Genomic DNA, 15,970 nt, shown 5'->3' with positions numbered 1-15,970 from the left:
AAAGAGGGCTTACGCGTACCGTTCGAGCGCCGGGTCGTCGAGGGACTCGAGGACTTCACCGGCAGTGTCGTCGAGGAGGCTGCGACCGTCGGCGGAGACGACGCGGCCTTCGCCGTCTGCGGTTTCGACGTAGCCAGCCTCTTCTAGTTGCTGGAGCGCGGTTCGGATGATGTTCCCGGAGCCTTCGGACTGTTGGCGCGGTCGGACCTGGTAGCGGTTCGAACCCTGCTTTGCGTTGCCGTACTCGGTCTGGAGGCTGCCGACGCCGACTGGTTCGTTGGTCGCGACTTTCCGGAGCAGGCTGGCCGCGCGGCGGACCCAGAAGTCGTCCTGTTGGGGTGGCAGTTCGCGGTCTACGCCAGTCGTCGTGAATTCGAGCCAGTCGGGCTCGTCGATGGCATCTTCCTCGGTGAGCTTCTCGGCGACCGCCTCGATGAGGTCCTCGGCGGGGGCGTCGTAGAGTGTCGTCATTGGAGTCTCTTTCCCTTTGCCGTCATTTAAGCGCGTCGTCTTCCGACTGCCGTCACTGGCGGTGCTGTGCCCCGATAACTGCTGCCACACCGCCGCCAAAGAGCGTCGGTAGCCAATATGTCCCGCCCCGATGGATGAGCACGGCAGCGGCGGCAGCGGAGGCGGAGACGCCGGCGGTCGGAACGAGGAGTGCGATAAAGACCGTCTCGATGCCGCCGAGGCCACCGGGCAGCGGGGTCACACCGGCAATCGACCCGACGGGGACGACAAACAGCGTCGCAGAGAACGGGACTGTGTGGCCGAGCGCGTACAGCGAGAGCCACAGCGACGTCGAGAGCGCGACCCAACCGACCGCAGACAGGGTCATCGCGGTCACGAGCGTCCTGCGATTGCGGCCGACGCGGCCGACGGCGTCGAAAAAGCCCTCGATGCGCTCTGTGACGGTCGCGCGGTCGGGCGGCGTTCGCCTGGGGACCACGCGCGCGACGAGTGCGAGAATCGGCGTGACCACACGCACCAGCATCGCCTCCACGCGGGCCTGGTTGCGCCAGCCGAGCGCGGCGACGGTGACGATGAGGGCGACCAGAAGGACGGCACCGCCAGCCGCGACGAAGACATCCTGTGTCAACCGGGCCGCGCCGGCGACGACGTAGACGAAGCCGACGATGGCACAGGTCATCGAGGGGACGAAATGAAGCGTATCGACGCTCGCAATCGCGGCCAGTCCGGACTCGTACTTGCTGTCGGCGACCGACGAGATGAGCATCGCGCTCACCGGCTCACCGCCGGCCTGGCCGAAGGGCGTGACGTTGTTCGAGAACACGGCTGCGGCGAACACGAAGACGGCTTTCGGCCCGGAGATGGGCGTCCCGATTGCCCGCAGGACCGTCCAGAGGACGAGTCCCCACGCCGAGAGCCAGACGGCCGCGACCACCACCACGCCGAGCAAGACCAGTCGGTCGGCCTGCTGGAGGGCACCGAGCACGTCGTCGATGCCGACGGCCCAGACGAGCACGGAGAGCACGACCAGAGCGGCCAGAAAGCCGACGAACGTCGAGAGACGGTCGCCGTTCATGTCGCGAGGGTCGGCCGAGACTGGCTTGAACCCACCGGTCCGGTGGATAGCCGACGTTTTTATCCCGCCGCTCGAATCGGGGGTATGGACGAACGGGCTGCGCTGGAGCGACTCTCGGCGTCACTGCCTCACGCGGGCGACGACGCCGCTGTCGTGGACGGACTCCTCGTGACGACGGACATGCTCCACGATCAGACGGACTTTCCGGCGGGGACGACCCGCTACACGGCGGGCTGGCGGGCCGTCGGGGCTTCGCTTTCCGACGTTGCCGCGATGGGTGGGGACCCGGTCGCTGCGGTCGCCGTCTACGGCGCCCCAAGCTTCGAGTACGAGGAGATTGCGGCGTTCGTCGACGGCGCCTGTGACGTGTGCGCGGCCGTCGACAGCGAGTACGTCGGCGGGGACCTCGACGGCCACAGCGAGTTTACCGTCTCCTCGACAGTCGTCGGACGGGCCGACGACCCGGTCCTCCGGTCCGGTGCCAGCCCGGGCGAGGCAGTCTGTGTGACCGGCACGCTCGGTCGGAGCGGCGCGGCACTCCGGCTGTTCGAGGCCGGCGAGACCGAGCGCGCGAACGACCTCTTCCGGTTCGAACCGCGGGTCGCGGCCGGGCGGACACTCGCCGGAGCGGCGACGTCGATGATGGATTCGAGTGATGGCCTCGCTCGGTCGCTATCGCAGCTCGCAGCGGCCAGCGACTGCGGGTTTGCCATCGAGTCGCCGCTACCAATCGACGAGGTGGTCGACGAGGTGACAGTCGACGCCACAGAGCGACGGGAACTGGGCGTGTTCTTTGGCGAAGACTTCGAACTGGTCTGTACGATTCCGGAGTCCCGGCTCGATGCAGTACGCGATACGCTATCGGTGCCACTGACTCGCATCGGGACCGTCACCGAGGCTGACGTGACACTGGACGGCGATTCGCTGCCCGACCGCGGCTACACACACGGGGAGTGAGGCCGCTGGGTCGGTCAGGGACCGACCACTTCGACTGGAATCGGGGTGAAACAGAGCGCACCGAGGACGAGCGTGACGACGCCGACGGCGACCCGCCGGCGGTCCAGTGTGTCTTCGATGACGGGTGTTGCCGGGCCGGCGTAGGCGAGGCCGGTAGTGAACAGTCCCCACATCGCCCAGATGCCGACCGAATCGAGGCCGCCACGGACGAAGTAGAGATAGCCAGCCAGTGCAAAGAGCGCGCCGGGCACGGCGGCAGCCAGCGTCTCCTGTCGTCGGCCGGCGATGGCGCGGACGATGTGGCCGCCGTCGAGTTGGCCGACCGGGAGGAGGTTCAACACGGTGACGAGCATGCCGACCCAGCCCCCGAAGACGACGGGGTGGACAAGCCCGGCTTCGAGTTTTCCTGCCGTCCCGCTCGCTTCGGCCAGCAGCCACAACAGCGGGGGATTGTTGAAGACGACGCGAGCGCCGTTCTGACTGCTTGCGGCCGCTTCCTGGACCGGCAGGGGGTCGAGCTGGAGGCCGACCAGCGTTACCGCGATGGTGGCGACGAGCCCGGCCAGCGGCCCGGCCGCGCCGATGTCGAACAGCGCCTTCCGGTTGGGCATCCGTTCGCGCATCCGGATGACGGCGCCCATCGACCCGACGAACAGGGGAAGCGGGATGAAGTACGGCAGTGAGGCATCAACGTCGTGGTACCGGCTCATCACGTAGTGGCCGAACTCGTGGACGCCGAGCACGCCCATGATGGCCGCCGAGAACGGCCAGGCCGCCAGCGCGCTGAGTGGCTGCTCGAACACCGGGAGCTGGTACCAGTAGAACGCCCCCGCAAACAGCGTCGAGGCGACGGTCAGGACGAATAGCACGACGTTTCGCCACGGAATCCCCTCCTCGGTCGACCGGGGCTCGGCGACCAGTGCGACCGCGTCCGAGGGGACCCGGCCGTCGTAGTCCCGCTGGAGGCGGACCTCGTAGCCGCGTTTCCGGAACAGGGGCCAGACCTCCCGCTCCAGCGCCCGCACGTCGACGGTCGGCCGGCCGACGTACACCACCGTCTCGTCGTCAGTTTCGACGGCCAGGACGCTGAACGCGCGAGCGAGGTCATCCGGAGTCGGCCGGGCGGCCGACTCGTCGTGCTCGCTCATCGACGAGGCGTACGCCTCGCGACTGTTTAAAAAACTCGGCTGGATGCGGGAGGATGGACGGCAGGTGGCAGTGCGGGCCGTGACCGGTCAGGCCGGTTCGATGCGCCAGGTGGTCGCGCTCGTGTACGACCACTTCTCGATTTCGAGTTCTTTCGCGGAGTCTTTCAGTTTGACCATCAGTGCGCCGATTTCCTTCGGTGACAGTCCGACTTCGTCGGCGATGAACTTGCTCTTGAAGTACATCTCGCCGTCCGACGCCTTCCGTGCAAGGAAGCTCTTGAGACGCTCTTCTTTCGAACGGTCGTCGGTAGAGGGCTGTTGTGTGGCGCTCATGTCTGCCTCACTCCCTTCTTCTCGCTGTATCCCCATATAAAGGCGGGAACCTTTGGGTCCATTCGCCAAGTTTCAGCCGGCTCCAGAGTGAAATATCATTTTAGGACGCTCCAGATGACTTTTAGAAGTTTTATAACACTCTCTAAAGTTGTAATATCGATATTAAAAATAGCGCTAATTTCGCGAGAATTGGAGTGAATACTACCTGTCCTGGGCTGAAAAATAAGGAAATTATTGCCTTTTTCGTCAGACAGTGGACGTGTTGTTGACATGCTGGGGGCGCTCCGGTGACGGCTTGACAACCCTTAAGACGGAATCGTGGCTACGGCGAGCCAATGAAAGTCGTCGTCTCTATCGGTGGGAGCGTACTCGTCCCGGAGGTCGAGAGCGACCGGGTCGCGGCCTACGCAACTGTCCTGGAGAGCATCGTCGCCGACGGACACGAACTCGCAGTCGTCGTCGGTGGCGGGCCGGCGGCACGCGAGTACATCGCGGCCGGTCGTGACCTCGGTGCGAACGAAATCGAACTCGACCAGCTCGGCATCGCTGTCACGCGACTGAACGCCCGGCTCCTTGTCGCCGCGCTGGACGACCAAGCGGCACCCACGCCGCCCGAAGACCACGAGACCGCCCGCGAGGCGCTCCGGCGCGGCGACGTCCCCGTTATGGGCGGTACCGAGGCCGGCCACACCACCGACGCCGTCGGCACTGCGCTGGCCGAGTACACCGACGCGGACCTGCTCGTCTACGCGACCAGCGTCCCCGGCGTCTACGACGCCGACCCCAACGAGGACCCCGACGCGACCAAATTCGACGAGATGACCGCCGGAGAACTGGTCTCGCTGGTCAGCGACCTCGAAGTCGACGCCGGGAGCAACGCCCCGGTCGACCTCCTGGCGGCGAAACTCCTCCAGCGGGCCGGCCTGGACGCTGCGGTCGTCGACGGAACCGACCCCGAGGCCGTCCGTCGGGCCATCGAGGGTGACCACGACGGCACGACCATCGTCTCCGAATCATGACCTACGACGAGGACCCCTACGCCGTCCTTTCGGGGACCGAACGCGCTTTCTGGGCCGACTCGGTTGCCGATGCCGTCGAAGCGCGCGAACCCGACGAACCAATCGTCGTCAAGGGCGGCGTCTCCCCCTCCGGCGTGCCCCACATCGGCCACTTCAACGAGATTCTCCGGGGCTACTTCGTCGCCGAAGCGCTCCGTGACCGCGGGCACGAGGTCCGACAGGTCTTCACTGCCGACGACAAGGACGCGCTCCGGAAGATTCCCCGGACGCTCGCCGACCTGGACGGGAACGTGGTCGGTCTCGGCGAGGTCGACGCGGGCGCGCTCGGCCGGAATCTCGGGAAACCCTACACGTCGATTCCGGACCCCTTCGGCTGCTGTGACTCCTACGGCGCCCACTTTACGAACCTGCTCGAACGCCACGCCGAGAGTGTTGGCGTCCCCCTCGATTTCGTCTCGAACACCGAACGCTACGAGTCGGGGGAGTTCGACCCGGTCGTTCGCCACGTCCTCGAACACGCTGACGAAGCCCGCGACGTACTCGCACAGTACCAGAACAAGGTCGACGACGAGTACGTCCCCTTCGTCCCTCAGTGTGCCGAGTGTGGAATTCTCACCGAGGGCGTCACCGACGTCGACCTCGAGGACGGTACCGTCTCGTACGTCTGTACCGACCGGGAGGCCGGCGACGACACCATCGAGGGGTGTGGTCACGAGGGAACCGCGACGTTCCGGGAGGGGAAACTCCCCTGGCGCTTCGAGTGGCCCGGCCAGTGGCAGATTCTCGGCGTCGACTTCGAACCCTTCGGAAAAGACCACGCCGAGGGCTCCTGGCCCAGCGGCGTCGACATCGCGCGCAACGTTCTCGACATCACGCCGCCCGTCCCGATGGTCTACGAGTGGTTCACGCTCGACGGCGATGCGCTCTCTTCCTCCTCGGGGAACATCGTCACCGTCGACGAAGTGCTCGAGTTGCTCGAACTGGAGGTCTTCCGCTATTTCTTCGCGAAGGCCCCGCTGAAACAGCGCGATTTCAGCATCGCGAACCTCGACCAGCTCGTCGACGAGTTCGACCGCTTCGAAGCCACCTACTTCGGGGAAATCGACGCCGACGAGGAAGAACGCGAGCGAGCAGAGCGCGCCTACCCGATGGTCGTCGACGAGCCACGCGAGGAGCGCATCCGTATCCCCTACACCTTTGCCGCGGTGCTGGGGATGACCGACGACCCCGACCTGCGCGAGGAAATCGCTCGCAGAGAGGGCCACATCCCCGACGACGCACCCGAGTGGGCCGTCGAGGGCGCGCTTGCACGCGTCGAGCGCGCTCGCGAGTGGGCGCGCCGGACCGGCAACGAGTTCGACTACGAACTCAAACGCGCCGACCTGCCGACGACGGAGTTCGACGCCGACACTGCCGCCGCGCTCGACGACCTCGCGGATTTCGTCGAAGCGGGCCACGACGGCGAGGCAATCCAGGGCGAAATCTACGAGACGGCCAAACGCCACGACATCGAGATTGGCGACTTCTTCTCGGCCGGCTACCGCCTCTTTTTCGACGACGAGGAGGGGCCGAAACTCGGCCCGTTCCTCGCGAAACTCGACCAGGAGTTCGTCGTCGCGCGACTCCGGCGCGAGCGATAAGCCATCGCTGTCTGGAACCAAACGCTCTTTGGCGACTGTCCCCTCCTCCGGGGTAATGGCAAACACCTGGCTGTGGGTGCTCGCCGGCATCGTCCTCTACACGCTCGTGATGATGTCGTTGCGAGCACGCGGTTTCCTTCCTGACTCCGTCCGTGTCTCCGGCCCGCTCGTGACGCTTCACACGAAGTACGGGCGCAAACTGCTCGACAAACTCTCCCGGCCCCGACGGTTCTGGCGCGCGTGGTCGAACATCGGCATCGGTATCGCGCTGGTCGTGATGGTCGGATTCGGCGCAGTTATCTTCGCTTCGGCTATCTTCATCGGTCTCAGGCCTGAACAGGCCGCTCAATCGCCGATTCGAAACCCCCAGAACGCACTGGTCATCCCCGGAGTCAACGAATTCCTCCCGCTGTCTGCTGCTCCCGAAATCGTCGCTGGCCTCCTGCTCGGCCTCGTCGTCCACGAGGGCGGACACGGCCTGCTCTGTCGAGTCGAGGACATCGATATCGACTCGCTCGGGCTTGTCTTTCTCGCCTTTATTCCGGTCGGTGCCTTCGTCCAACCCGACGAAGACAGCCGTGCAACGGCCGACCGCGGCGCACAGACCCGGATGTTCGCTGCCGGGGTCACCAACAACTTCGCGCTGACTGCAATCGTCTTCGTGCTCCTCTTTGGGCCCGTCGCCGGGTCGATTGCCGTCGCCCCCGGCGCTGCCGTCGGTGACACGTTCCCCGGCTCTCCCGCTGCCGAGGCGGGTCTGGGCCACGGTGACCGCATCACCGCAATCAACGGCACCACAGTCGACAACGCCTCCGAACTGGACCGTGAACTCGCCCGGCTCGGCGGGACCGTCTCCGTAACCATCGACGGCGAGGAGACTGTCCCCGTCGACCGGTACCCGGTCATCACCAGAGCAGTCGAAGGGCAGTACTCGAACATTACGTTCGATGGTGACACGCTCCCGCGCATCGAATCGGTCAACGGCACCGCCGTTTCGAGCGAGCAGGCGTTCCGCGACGCCGTCTCCGAGCGTGAAGTCGTCTCGCTGGAGACCGACCGCGGGAATCAGACGCTCCCAATCGGTGCCTTCGTCGCGCAGGTCCAGCCCGGAAACGCACTCGCGGCGGAAGGCGCACCCCAGAATACGTCACTCATCATCACCGACATCGGCGGCCAGCGCATCGCCAACACCTCTGCGCTCGCTACCGTCCTCGACGAGTACGAACCGGGCGACGAGGTGACCGTCACGGCCTACATCGACGGGGACCGGGAAACCTACACAGTCACGCTGGGTGAACAGGACGGCGAGGCCCACCTCGGGGTCGGACTCCGGGCGGGCTATTCGGGGCTGGTCGTCGACGACTTCGGCATCGATACCTACCCCGCCGAGACGTTCCTGTCGTTTCTCAGCGGTGGGCCCGGCGGACTTGACGGTCTCTTCGTGAGCATCTCCGGCATTCTGTTTATGCCGTTCCTGGCGGCTTTTTCGCCGGAAATCAGCTACAACTTCGCCGGCTTTACCGGTGAAATTGTTAGTTTCTACACCGTCGGCGGCCCACTCGGCTTCCTCGGTGGGGGGCTGGTCTTCCTGCTTGCGAACGTCCTGTTCTGGACCGGGTGGATAAACTTCAATCTCGCCGTGTTCAACTGCATCCCGGCGTTCCCGCTCGATGGGGGACACATCCTCCGGACCAGCACGGAGGCTATCGTCTCACGACTTCCAATCTCCAACCGCCAGTCGCTGGCGTCGACGATTACGATGGGAATCTCTGCGGCGATGTTGATTGCGTTGCTGGCGACGTTTCTCGGACCGGCCCTGCTCTCCTGAAAGACAAACTTCCTTACTCCCGGCCCGTAACAGACAGGTATGCCAGACCGACGCGACCCGCCGCCGACAGACGAGGGTTGGTACACGCTGCACGACTTCCGGACGATCGACTGGGACGCCTGGCGGTCGGCGCCCGAACGGGAGCGCCAGCGGGCCCTCGAGGACGGTGTCGAGTTTTTCGAGTCGGCACTCGCGGTCGAGGACAGCGACGACGGTGCGTCTGCGCTGTACTCGATTCTCGGGCACAAGGCCGACTTCCTCGTGCTTCACCTCCGGCCGTCGACGGCCGATACCGGCGCGCTCGAACGCCGCTTCGAGCAGACGGAGTTCGCTCGCTTTACCGAGCGGACGACTTCTTTCGTCTCTGTGACGGAGGCGTCGGGCTACTCCGAACGCGCGCGTGACTACTTCACGGGCGACCTCGACGAGAGTTCGGGGCTGTACAACTACATCCAGTCGCGGCTGAAGCCGTCGATACCGGACGCGACCCACGTCTGTTTCTACCCGATGGACAAGCGCCGCCAGCCAGAGCAAAACTGGTACGACCTCTCCTTCGAGGAGCGGGCCGAACACATGGACGCCCACGGCGACATCGGCCGCGACTACGGCGGGAAGGTCCAGCAGATGATCACCGGCGCGATTGCGATGGACGACTGGGAGTGGGGGGTCACCCTCTGGGGTGACGACCTGACCGATATGAAGGACCTCCTCTACGAGATGCGGTTTGACCCGTCGACCTCCCAGTACGCCGACTTTGGTTCCTTTTACGTCGGTCGTCGCTTCCCGCCCGCGGACCTGCCGGCGCTGCTCTCGGGCGAACCGGTTCCGAGCGACGAGACGGACGGCGCGACAGAAACCGGCCCGGTCCATCCCGCCGACGCCGACCACGCCGGAGGGCACGCCCACGGTGAGACAGACCACGCCGAGGAGCACGGCCACGACGACGCGGACCACGGCGAGGCCGCACACGGCCACGGGGATACGGACCACGCCGAGGGGCACGGCCACGACGGTGCAGACTCGCGGGACAGCGCCCATCCCGGCAGTTCGGCCGAGGGTGACCATCCCCACGACAGCGAGGAGACCGAAACCGAGGACATCGCCAGCCTGCTCGCGACACTCGGCCTCGACGGCGGCGAAGACTACGACGCCGGCGACTACGGACTCGTCCTCTACTCGACGGCAGACGCCGGCGACCTGGCCGACGAGGTCGACGACCTGCGGGGCAACTTCGAACACTACGACTCCCACGTCACGACGGTCGTTCGCGCCCACGGCGGCCGCGCGGCCATCGTGAGCATCTGGGACAACGAGGGCGCCGCCGACACGGCCCACGGATTCCTGACGGACTTATCGGGTGTCACCGAGACTGTCCGCGGCCCACTCGACGGTAGCGGTGAGACGGAGACCGAAGCGGCCGACGACGAGGACGGGGCCGAGAGCATCCGCGAGGAACTGGCCGACCTCGACATCTACGCCGGCCAGCCCCACGGCGAGGACATCTACGCGCTCGTGCTGTACTCGGAGGCCGACCGAGAGGAACTCCTCGCGGAAGTCGAGGACCTCTCGGATGGCTTCGACCGGTACGACACCCACGAGGGAACGAAAGTCTACGCGGACCCCGACAGCGAGCGCAACGCCGTCGTCAGCCTCTGGGAGACCGAGGACGCCGCCGACACCGCCAGCGGCTACCTCTCGGACCTGCCCGGCGTGGTCGGCTGGGCCGGTGAGGGTGAAGGCTTTGGCACGATGGGGATGTTCTACACCGTCGAGCCCGAACACCGGGAGGATTTCGTCGAGAAATTCGGCACCGTCGGTGAACTGCTCGGAGATATGGACGGTCACCGCGAGACGTCGCTCCTTTCGAACGTCGACGACGAGAACGATATGTTCATCGCCAGCCAGTGGGATTCCAAAGAGGACGCGATGGGCTTTTTCCGGTCTGACGCCTTCTCGGACACCGTCGACTGGGGCCGAGACATCCTCGCGGACAAACCGCGACACGTCTTCCTCGCCTGACCTGCCGCTCCCGTTGGGACGTTTTACATGTGCTCTTCTTCGAGGACCCAGCCGAGCGCTCGCTTGTAGTACGTGAACATTTGCCGAACGCTTTCGTGGTTCATCTCCTCGGAGTCGAGTTCGTCTTGCAGAAACTCGTATTGCTCGCGGATTTCCGATTCCTCGCGCATGCGACTGTGGACGGGCGCGACGGTGATAGTTCTGGGGACCCGTGGTACCTGCTAAATTCTGGGAACTCCTGTTATCTGCTGAACTCCTCGGTTAGTGCCGGAACCACATCGAAGCGGTCGTCGACGATACCAGTACCACCTTTTTCTGCGTCGGGTTCGCGCTCCACGCGAACCACTCCTTGAAAAAGCTGGGCCAAAAAGGCTCGACGCTCACTCCGTTCGCGTCGAGTAAACTGCCGGCAACGCCGCCAGGCGCTACCCGCTGAACTCTTCGGTCAGTGCCGGAACCACATCGAAGAGGTCGTCGACGATACCGTAGTCGGCGATGTCGAAGATGGGCGCGGAGGGGTCGTCGTTGATTGCGATAATCGTCTCGGAGCCTTTCATCCCGGAGACGTGCTGGACAGCCCCGGAGATACCGATGGCGATGTAGACGTCCGGCGAGACGACCTTGCCGGACTGGCCGACTTGTCTGTCCTTGGGCAGCCAGTCGTTGTCGACAATCGGCCGGGACGCGGAGACGGTCGCACCCAGCGCGTCGGCCAGGTCGTGGATGATATCGAGGTTCTCCTCTTCGTCGATACCCCGACCGACGGAGACGAGCACGTCGGCGTCGGTGATGTCGACGTCGCCTGCGCCGACCTCCTGGAAGCCGGAGACAGTCGAGCGGATTGCACTCTCGTCGATGGCGGCGTCGAACGCGGAAACCTCGGGCTCACCGGTGCCCTCGGCGGCGGGCCACTCGCCGCCACGGATGGTGATGACTGCGCGGTCGCCGTCGACTTCGATTGTTCCCTCCGCTTTGCCACCGTAGAGTTCCCGGGTGACCGTCAGTCCGTCCTCGGTGTCGAGTCCGACGGCGTCGGTCACCAGCGGATAGTCGAGTCGTTCGGCGAGTGCGGGCACGTAGTCGAGACCGTTGACCGAGTTGGGCGCGAGGACGTACGTCGGGTCGACGCTGTCGGCCAGTTGCTCGACGGCCTGGACGTACACGTCGTGGTTGAACTCCTCGCCGTGGTCGACGGTGTGAATCGCGTCGACACCGTCGCGGTCCAGCTGGTCGGCGTAGGTGTCGACGTCGCCGCTGACGACCGCGACGTGGAGGTCGCCGTCGGTCACGTCGGCGAGCTGGCGGCCGACTGTCAGCAGTTCGTAGCTCACGTCGCGGAGTTCGCCGCGTCGGTGCTCGGCGACGGCGAGGACGCTCATGCGTCCACCCCCTTCTCTGTGAGCAGTTCAGCCAGTTCTCCGGCCGTGTCCTCGGCGCTGCCCTCGAACAGCGTGGCCTCGCCCTCTGTCTCGGGCTCGTACAGCGACGAGAGCGCCAGCGGGAGTTCTCCGACGTCGACGCCCACGTCGGCGAGCGTCTCGACGTCGAGTGGCTTGCTCTGTGCCTGTCGAATCCCGCGGAGGCTGGCATAGCGGGGGTCGTTGATACCGGTCTGGATGGTCAACACGGCGGGCAGTTCCACGTCGGTCAGCTCCTCGATGCCACCCTCCAGTTCGCGATGGACGCTGGCGGTGTCGCCATCGAGTTCGAGTTCGTTGACGACGGCGGCCCACGCGTAGTCCAGTTCCGAGGCGAGCGTGACGCCGGTCGCACCGAACGAGTAGTCGGCGGACTGAACGCCGGTCAACACGAGGTCCGGCTCTTCTTCGCGTGCCACGGCGGCGATGAGCTCCGCTTTCGTACCCGGGTCTAGTACCGTCGCGTCCGCGAGTGCGTCGTCCCAGACGCGCACCGCGCGGTCTGCGCCTTTCGCGAGGGCCTGTCGAATGACCTCTTCTGTCCGCTCGGGACCAACGGTGACCGTGACGACTTCGACGTCGTCGTTCGCTTCGCTAATCTGAACAGCCTCTTCGATGGCGTAGTTGTCCCACTCGTTCAAATCGTACGTGAGATACCGTTCGTCGATAGCTGTCTCCGCGATTTCGAAGTCGTCGTCTACGTCGACGGCCTCCGAGACCGTAACGAGAATCTTCATACAGTCTGGTATGCGACCCCACTCCCGATAAACGTTTTCAGGAGCAAGACAACCGGCCAGCTGTTTCTCCGTCCGGCGGTCTTACTCCTCTGGGTCGGCGACGTCTTCGTCGGGGAACGAAATGAGATTCTCCCGGCCGATGCGGAGTTTGTCTATCTCGCCGTCCTCTTCCATCGAAGAGAGCAACTGTGAGACCTTCGCGTTCGACCAGTTGGTCTCCTTGACGATGTTTGCCTGCTTCATCCGCCCGCCGTTCTCTTCGAGCAGGCGCTCGACGCGTTCCTCGTCGCTGAGCAACTCCTCGTCGATACCTGTCTCGTCGCCGCTATCTTCCATTCCGGTGGCGGCTGCTGTTGTAGTGTTGTCGTCCGCCGAACCGACGGGCTCTGTCTGGCTGTCGACAGAACGCTCCGTCGCCGGCGTGTCCGGCTCGCTGGTGTCATCCAGCCTGTCGAGTACGTCGCTGTCCCGGAGCAAGTAGACGACGACGGCACCGAGCCCCAGCGCCACGAGACCAATCCAGAGCAGCGAATCACCACCGGGCCCGTCTGGGTTCCCCGGACCGAAGTTCCCGGTCTGTTCGAACGTCGCACTGAGTGTCGAGCCGGTGAAATCCCGTGGACCGGTCCACTGTATCGTCCCGTTCCGGAGTGTCACAGACACTGACGCGTCGAAGAACTGATACCCCTGTGGCGGGCGGATGATGAGCTGCTGGTTCGCCGAGAGGCCGCCGAGCCAACCCGTGGCAAATACGTCGTCGATGTAGAGGTTCTCGCCCTCGATTCGTCCGAAGTTCGTCCAGGTGAACGAAATCGAGAGCTCGCCGGTGCCGTTTGTCGCCGTTCCCGTCCGCGAACTGCTGCGCGTGACGTTTCTGATCGACATGTCCCGGTCCGTCGCGTCGCTTGCCTGCTGGCTCGCACGCTCGAAGCTCCGCAACCCGAGGTCGTCAGTCCGCCCTTCCTCGAATTCACGCGCGACCTCGCCGAAGGCTTCCGTTTCGTCCTCGGAGGTGAGGTCGAACGTTTTCGTTATCGTCCACCGGGCGTCACCGTTCTGCCTGAGGTCGACGGTCATCGTCTGTGTTACCGCTGTCTCTCCGTCGACCTGGGCTGTGTCCGTCGGTCCAGTCGCGGCCAATCCGGGTGCGGTGGCGACTACACCCAACACTACGAGGCCGAAAAGCAAGACGACTCGTGGCCCCGAGACCATACCATCGTGTGTTTCGCCTGACGGCAAAACCCTTTCCATCCGGTTATAAAACGTTAAATCCGCTCGTAAACCGTCTCGGCGCCGCTCAGACATTCATACGCCGGGTGGAGAAGGGACTGATTTTTGTATGCCCGGTTGGTACAACGCTGATAGATGTCACGGACGCCGCTGCTGATTGCCCTCGTCGCCCTTGCCCTCGCCGTTCTCAGCGTCGGCGCTGCTGGACAGGCCCCGCCGGTCGTCGTCGAGGACTCCTCCCCGAGCATCACAGACGAGCAGCCGTCGCGCGTCGCCGACGTCCCCAACACGACGAACTACCTGTTCCCCAACGACGACGCCGAGCGCCAGGCGTACGTTCGCGCCGACGTCGACGTGGGAAGTGCTGTCGCTGCCAGTGCGACTCGGCTAGAGGGGGAGCACCGCGCTGTCACACTCGAACGACGACTGGCGTCGCAACCTGACACCGACGGCCAACGCGCCGTCGTCGAGCAGGCTGTCTCCGATGCCGAAGCGGAGCGGAGCCGTCTCGATACCGCTCACGAGTCGCTCTACCGGGCGTACAGCGACGGGTCGCTCTCCCGCCAGCAGTTCCTCCGCGGGCTCGTTCGTCTGGAGGTTCAGGCGACACAGCATCGCGCGCTCGTCGGTGCCCTCCAGACAACTGCAGAGACCGAACTCGGTAGCTCGCTGCCGCCGTTGCTCGATACGCGACTGGCGTCGCTCCAGACTGGCGTCGTCACGCTCCCGTCTCCGCTCAGTGACCGGATACGGGCGGCGGCTGTCGGGACCGGTGACCCGCTGGTCGTCTACACGCAGGGTGCTGGCGACGCGCTCGTCCTCGCGACCGTGGACGGACAGACGTTCCGGCGGCAGGCGACACTGCTGGGCGAGCACCAGCCGGACGCTCCAGACCAGTTCGAGACCGGCGACCAGCAGGCAATCGTGCAGGTCGTCGACCGAACCACCGACCTGTACCCGTGGGCGTACTCGAACGACCAGCAGTTCTCGCGGCGCGTCGAGTCGGCCGGTCCGTCGACCAGTATCTACCGCATCCAGGCGGACCACCCACAGGGGAGCCTCTCCTCGTATCTCAGCGGCTCGACGACCAACGCCTTCCACGAGGTACAGACGCTCGACCCGACGGAGGTGCCGGTCTACAGGACTGTCCAAAACGAGACCGACACACTCAATCTGACGGTCACTACCACGACTGTCACCGGGCCGATGCGAGTGCAACTGTCTTCGCCGGACGGCGGTTCACAGAACGGGACGGTGCTGATCGACGGCCAGCCCGTCGGGACCACCGGTTCAGACGGCATCCTGTGGACCGTGCGGCCCACCGGGACGTTCGAGCTGACGGCTGTCGACGAAACTGGGACCGAAGTGACGCTTGCACCCACCCGATTCGTGCGGCCCTCCTGACGGCACTGCCGTAATCGCTACTCGTCGCCGACCTGTGCAATCGTGGTGATTGCGCGGGGGCTGCCGGGTCGGGCCTGCTGGATGTGGTGTTCGAAGTCAGTAAAGCCGGCGTCGGCGAACATCCGGTCGGCTTCCTCCTCGTCGTAGAACAGCATGATGGCGTCGGCCATCTTCTGGAAGACGCTGTTTTTGGGGTAGTCGGGGCCGACCACGAGGACCTGGCCGCCGGGTTTCGTCACGCGGCGGAGTTCTCTGAGCGCGGTGACGGGGTTTGGCCAGTACTCGATAGAGCCCGACGACCACACGACGTCGAAGGTGTCGTCGGCGAAGGGGAGCCGTTCGGCGTCGCCGCGGTGAAAGCGCACCGGGCCGCGACTGCCGAACTTCGCGTAGGCTTTCTCGAGCTGGTGGGCACTCTGGTCGAGGCCGTAGACAGTGTCTACTTCGGTCAACAGCCCTTCGGTCGCGAAGCCGGTGCCACAGCCCACGTCTAACACCATGTCGTCGGGCCCGATGTCGAGCATCCCGATGGCCTCGTCGCGCATCTGCTCGTTCCAGATGAAGGGGTTGATGCGGTCGTAGACCTTCGAGAGGTACTTGTAGAACGTCCGGGCACGTGACTTGTTTTCGAGGACGCCCATCGACTCGAGGTTGGGGCCTCATCGTGATAATACCCCGGATTTCCCCCACA

General features: G+C 65.0%; 15 protein-coding genes. 6 read left to right on the top strand and 9 right to left on the bottom strand.

From position 1 onward, the window contains the following. Positions 1 to 9: 9 nt before the first annotated feature. Both QYL91_RS01940 and QYL91_RS01935 read right to left on the bottom strand, forming a co-directional pair. Positions 10 to 471 (bottom strand): 30S ribosomal protein S19e, encoded by a 462-nt coding sequence (locus QYL91_RS01940; RefSeq protein WP_302081702.1) that lies wholly within the window; start codon positions 469 to 471, stop codon positions 10 to 12. A gap of 52 nt (positions 472 to 523) precedes the next feature. After that, positions 524 to 1,546: a lysylphosphatidylglycerol synthase transmembrane domain-containing protein gene (locus QYL91_RS01935; protein WP_302081701.1), complete on the bottom strand. Its 1,023-nt coding sequence runs from the start codon at positions 1,544 to 1,546 to the stop codon at positions 524 to 526. A gap of 84 nt (positions 1,547 to 1,630) precedes the next feature. Here QYL91_RS01935 and thiL point away from each other — a divergent pair, with 84 nt between their 5' ends. Continuing rightward, a complete protein-coding gene (gene thiL / locus QYL91_RS01930; protein ID WP_302081700.1) occupies positions 1,631 to 2,503 on the top strand; it encodes a thiamine-phosphate kinase in 873 nt (290 codons plus the stop codon). 14 nt (positions 2,504 to 2,517) lie between these two features. Here the strand turns inward: thiL and QYL91_RS01925 are convergent, their stop codons facing one another. Together QYL91_RS01925 and QYL91_RS01920 are read right to left on the bottom strand one after the other, a co-directional pair. Next, the gene (locus QYL91_RS01925; protein WP_302081699.1) at positions 2,518 to 3,651 is read right to left on the bottom strand and encodes a site-2 protease family protein; all 1,134 of its coding nucleotides are present in this window, start codon (positions 3,649 to 3,651) and stop codon (positions 2,518 to 2,520) included. A gap of 87 nt (positions 3,652 to 3,738) precedes the next feature. Next, the gene (locus QYL91_RS01920) at positions 3,739 to 3,984 is read right to left on the bottom strand and encodes a DUF7123 family protein (protein WP_302081698.1); all 246 of its coding nucleotides are present in this window, start codon (positions 3,982 to 3,984) and stop codon (positions 3,739 to 3,741) included. Between the two features lie 335 nt (positions 3,985 to 4,319). On the opposite strand from QYL91_RS01920, the gene pyrH reads away from it, so the two are divergent. The 4 genes from pyrH to QYL91_RS01900 are packed head-to-tail and all read left to right on the top strand — an operon-like array spanning position 4,320 to position 10,490. After that, complete coding sequence (pyrH, locus tag QYL91_RS01915) at positions 4,320 to 5,003, top strand: UMP kinase (RefSeq protein ID WP_302081697.1); 684 nt, start codon at positions 4,320 to 4,322, stop codon at positions 5,001 to 5,003. Beyond that, positions 5,000 to 6,643: a lysine--tRNA ligase gene (gene lysS / locus QYL91_RS01910; protein WP_302081696.1), complete on the top strand. Its 1,644-nt coding sequence runs from the start codon at positions 5,000 to 5,002 to the stop codon at positions 6,641 to 6,643. Before pyrH ends, lysS begins: the two co-directional genes overlap by 4 nt. Before the next feature lie 55 nt (positions 6,644 to 6,698). Next, complete coding sequence (locus QYL91_RS01905) at positions 6,699 to 8,471, top strand: site-2 protease family protein (RefSeq protein WP_302081695.1); 1,773 nt, start codon at positions 6,699 to 6,701, stop codon at positions 8,469 to 8,471. A 39-nt stretch (positions 8,472 to 8,510) separates the two neighbouring features. Continuing rightward, positions 8,511 to 10,490 carry a heme-binding protein gene (locus QYL91_RS01900; RefSeq protein ID WP_302081694.1) on the top strand — a complete coding sequence of 660 codons (1,980 nt, stop codon included), beginning with the start codon at positions 8,511 to 8,513 and terminating at the stop codon, positions 10,488 to 10,490. A 23-nt stretch (positions 10,491 to 10,513) separates the two neighbouring features. Here QYL91_RS01900 and QYL91_RS01895 read toward each other — a convergent pair whose 3' ends face one another. The 4 genes from QYL91_RS01895 to QYL91_RS01880 all read right to left on the bottom strand — a co-directional run bounded on the left by QYL91_RS01895 (position 10,514) and on the right by QYL91_RS01880 (position 13,857). Next, entirely contained in the window at positions 10,514 to 10,660 is a 147-nt protein-coding gene (locus QYL91_RS01895) for a hypothetical protein (RefSeq protein WP_302081693.1), read from the bottom strand. Positions 10,661 to 10,915: 255 nt separating this feature from the next. Next, on the bottom strand, positions 10,916 to 11,869 hold the full coding sequence (locus QYL91_RS01890) for an electron transfer flavoprotein subunit alpha/FixB family protein (RefSeq protein WP_302081692.1): 954 nt from the start codon (positions 11,867 to 11,869) through the stop codon (positions 10,916 to 10,918). Next, complete coding sequence (locus tag QYL91_RS01885; RefSeq protein WP_302081691.1) at positions 11,866 to 12,645, bottom strand: electron transfer flavoprotein subunit beta/FixA family protein; 780 nt, start codon at positions 12,643 to 12,645, stop codon at positions 11,866 to 11,868. The genes QYL91_RS01890 and QYL91_RS01885 overlap by 4 nt, the downstream gene beginning before the upstream one ends. Before the next feature lie 81 nt (positions 12,646 to 12,726). Then, a complete protein-coding gene (locus tag QYL91_RS01880; RefSeq protein WP_302081690.1) occupies positions 12,727 to 13,857 on the bottom strand; it encodes a helix-turn-helix transcriptional regulator in 1,131 nt (376 codons plus the stop codon). Between the two features lie 153 nt (positions 13,858 to 14,010). Here QYL91_RS01880 and QYL91_RS01875 point away from each other — a divergent pair, with 153 nt between their 5' ends. Further along, the gene (locus QYL91_RS01875; RefSeq protein WP_302081689.1) at positions 14,011 to 15,279 is read left to right on the top strand and encodes a DUF7094 domain-containing protein; all 1,269 of its coding nucleotides are present in this window, start codon (positions 14,011 to 14,013) and stop codon (positions 15,277 to 15,279) included. Positions 15,280 to 15,296: 17 nt separating this feature from the next. Here the strand turns inward: QYL91_RS01875 and QYL91_RS01870 are convergent, their stop codons facing one another. Next, positions 15,297 to 15,920 (bottom strand): methyltransferase domain-containing protein, encoded by a 624-nt coding sequence (locus QYL91_RS01870; protein ID WP_302081688.1) that lies wholly within the window; start codon positions 15,918 to 15,920, stop codon positions 15,297 to 15,299. Positions 15,921 to 15,970 lie beyond the last annotated feature (50 nt).

The organism is Salinibaculum rarum (genome assembly GCF_030505615.1).
Lineage (GTDB): Archaea > Halobacteriota > Halobacteria > Halobacteriales > Haloarculaceae > Salinibaculum > Salinibaculum rarum.
This window is presented reverse-complemented; position numbering and strand designations above follow the sequence as displayed.

Bases quoted from the DNA above. Each gene is read 5' to 3' on its own strand.
- QYL91_RS01895 (WP_302081693.1), bottom strand. From the start codon at position 10,660: ATGCGCGAGGAATCGGAAATCCGCGAGCAATACGAGTTTCTGCAAGAC.
- QYL91_RS01890 (WP_302081692.1), bottom strand. From the start codon at position 11,869: ATGAGCGTCCTCGCCGTCGCCGAGCACCGACGCGGCGAACTCCGCGAC.
- QYL91_RS01885 (WP_302081691.1), bottom strand. From the start codon at position 12,645: ATGAAGATTCTCGTTACGGTCTCGGAGGCCGTCGACGTAGACGACGAC.
- QYL91_RS01870 (WP_302081688.1), bottom strand. From the start codon at position 15,920: ATGGGCGTCCTCGAAAACAAGTCACGTGCCCGGACGTTCTACAAGTAC.
- QYL91_RS01900 (WP_302081694.1), top strand. From the start codon at position 8,511: ATGCCAGACCGACGCGACCCGCCGCCGACAGACGAGGGTTGGTACACG.
- QYL91_RS01880 (WP_302081690.1), bottom strand. From the start codon at position 13,857: ATGGTCTCGGGGCCACGAGTCGTCTTGCTTTTCGGCCTCGTAGTGTTG.
- pyrH (WP_302081697.1), top strand. From the start codon at position 4,320: ATGAAAGTCGTCGTCTCTATCGGTGGGAGCGTACTCGTCCCGGAGGTC.
- QYL91_RS01935 (WP_302081701.1), bottom strand. From the start codon at position 1,546: ATGAACGGCGACCGTCTCTCGACGTTCGTCGGCTTTCTGGCCGCTCTG.
- QYL91_RS01920 (WP_302081698.1), bottom strand. From the start codon at position 3,984: ATGAGCGCCACACAACAGCCCTCTACCGACGACCGTTCGAAAGAAGAG.
- QYL91_RS01875 (WP_302081689.1), top strand. From the start codon at position 14,011: ATGTCACGGACGCCGCTGCTGATTGCCCTCGTCGCCCTTGCCCTCGCC.
- QYL91_RS01925 (WP_302081699.1), bottom strand. From the start codon at position 3,651: ATGAGCGAGCACGACGAGTCGGCCGCCCGGCCGACTCCGGATGACCTC.
- thiL (WP_302081700.1), top strand. From the start codon at position 1,631: ATGGACGAACGGGCTGCGCTGGAGCGACTCTCGGCGTCACTGCCTCAC.
- lysS (WP_302081696.1), top strand. From the start codon at position 5,000: ATGACCTACGACGAGGACCCCTACGCCGTCCTTTCGGGGACCGAACGC.
- QYL91_RS01940 (WP_302081702.1), bottom strand. From the start codon at position 471: ATGACGACACTCTACGACGCCCCCGCCGAGGACCTCATCGAGGCGGTC.
- QYL91_RS01905 (WP_302081695.1), top strand. From the start codon at position 6,699: ATGGCAAACACCTGGCTGTGGGTGCTCGCCGGCATCGTCCTCTACACG.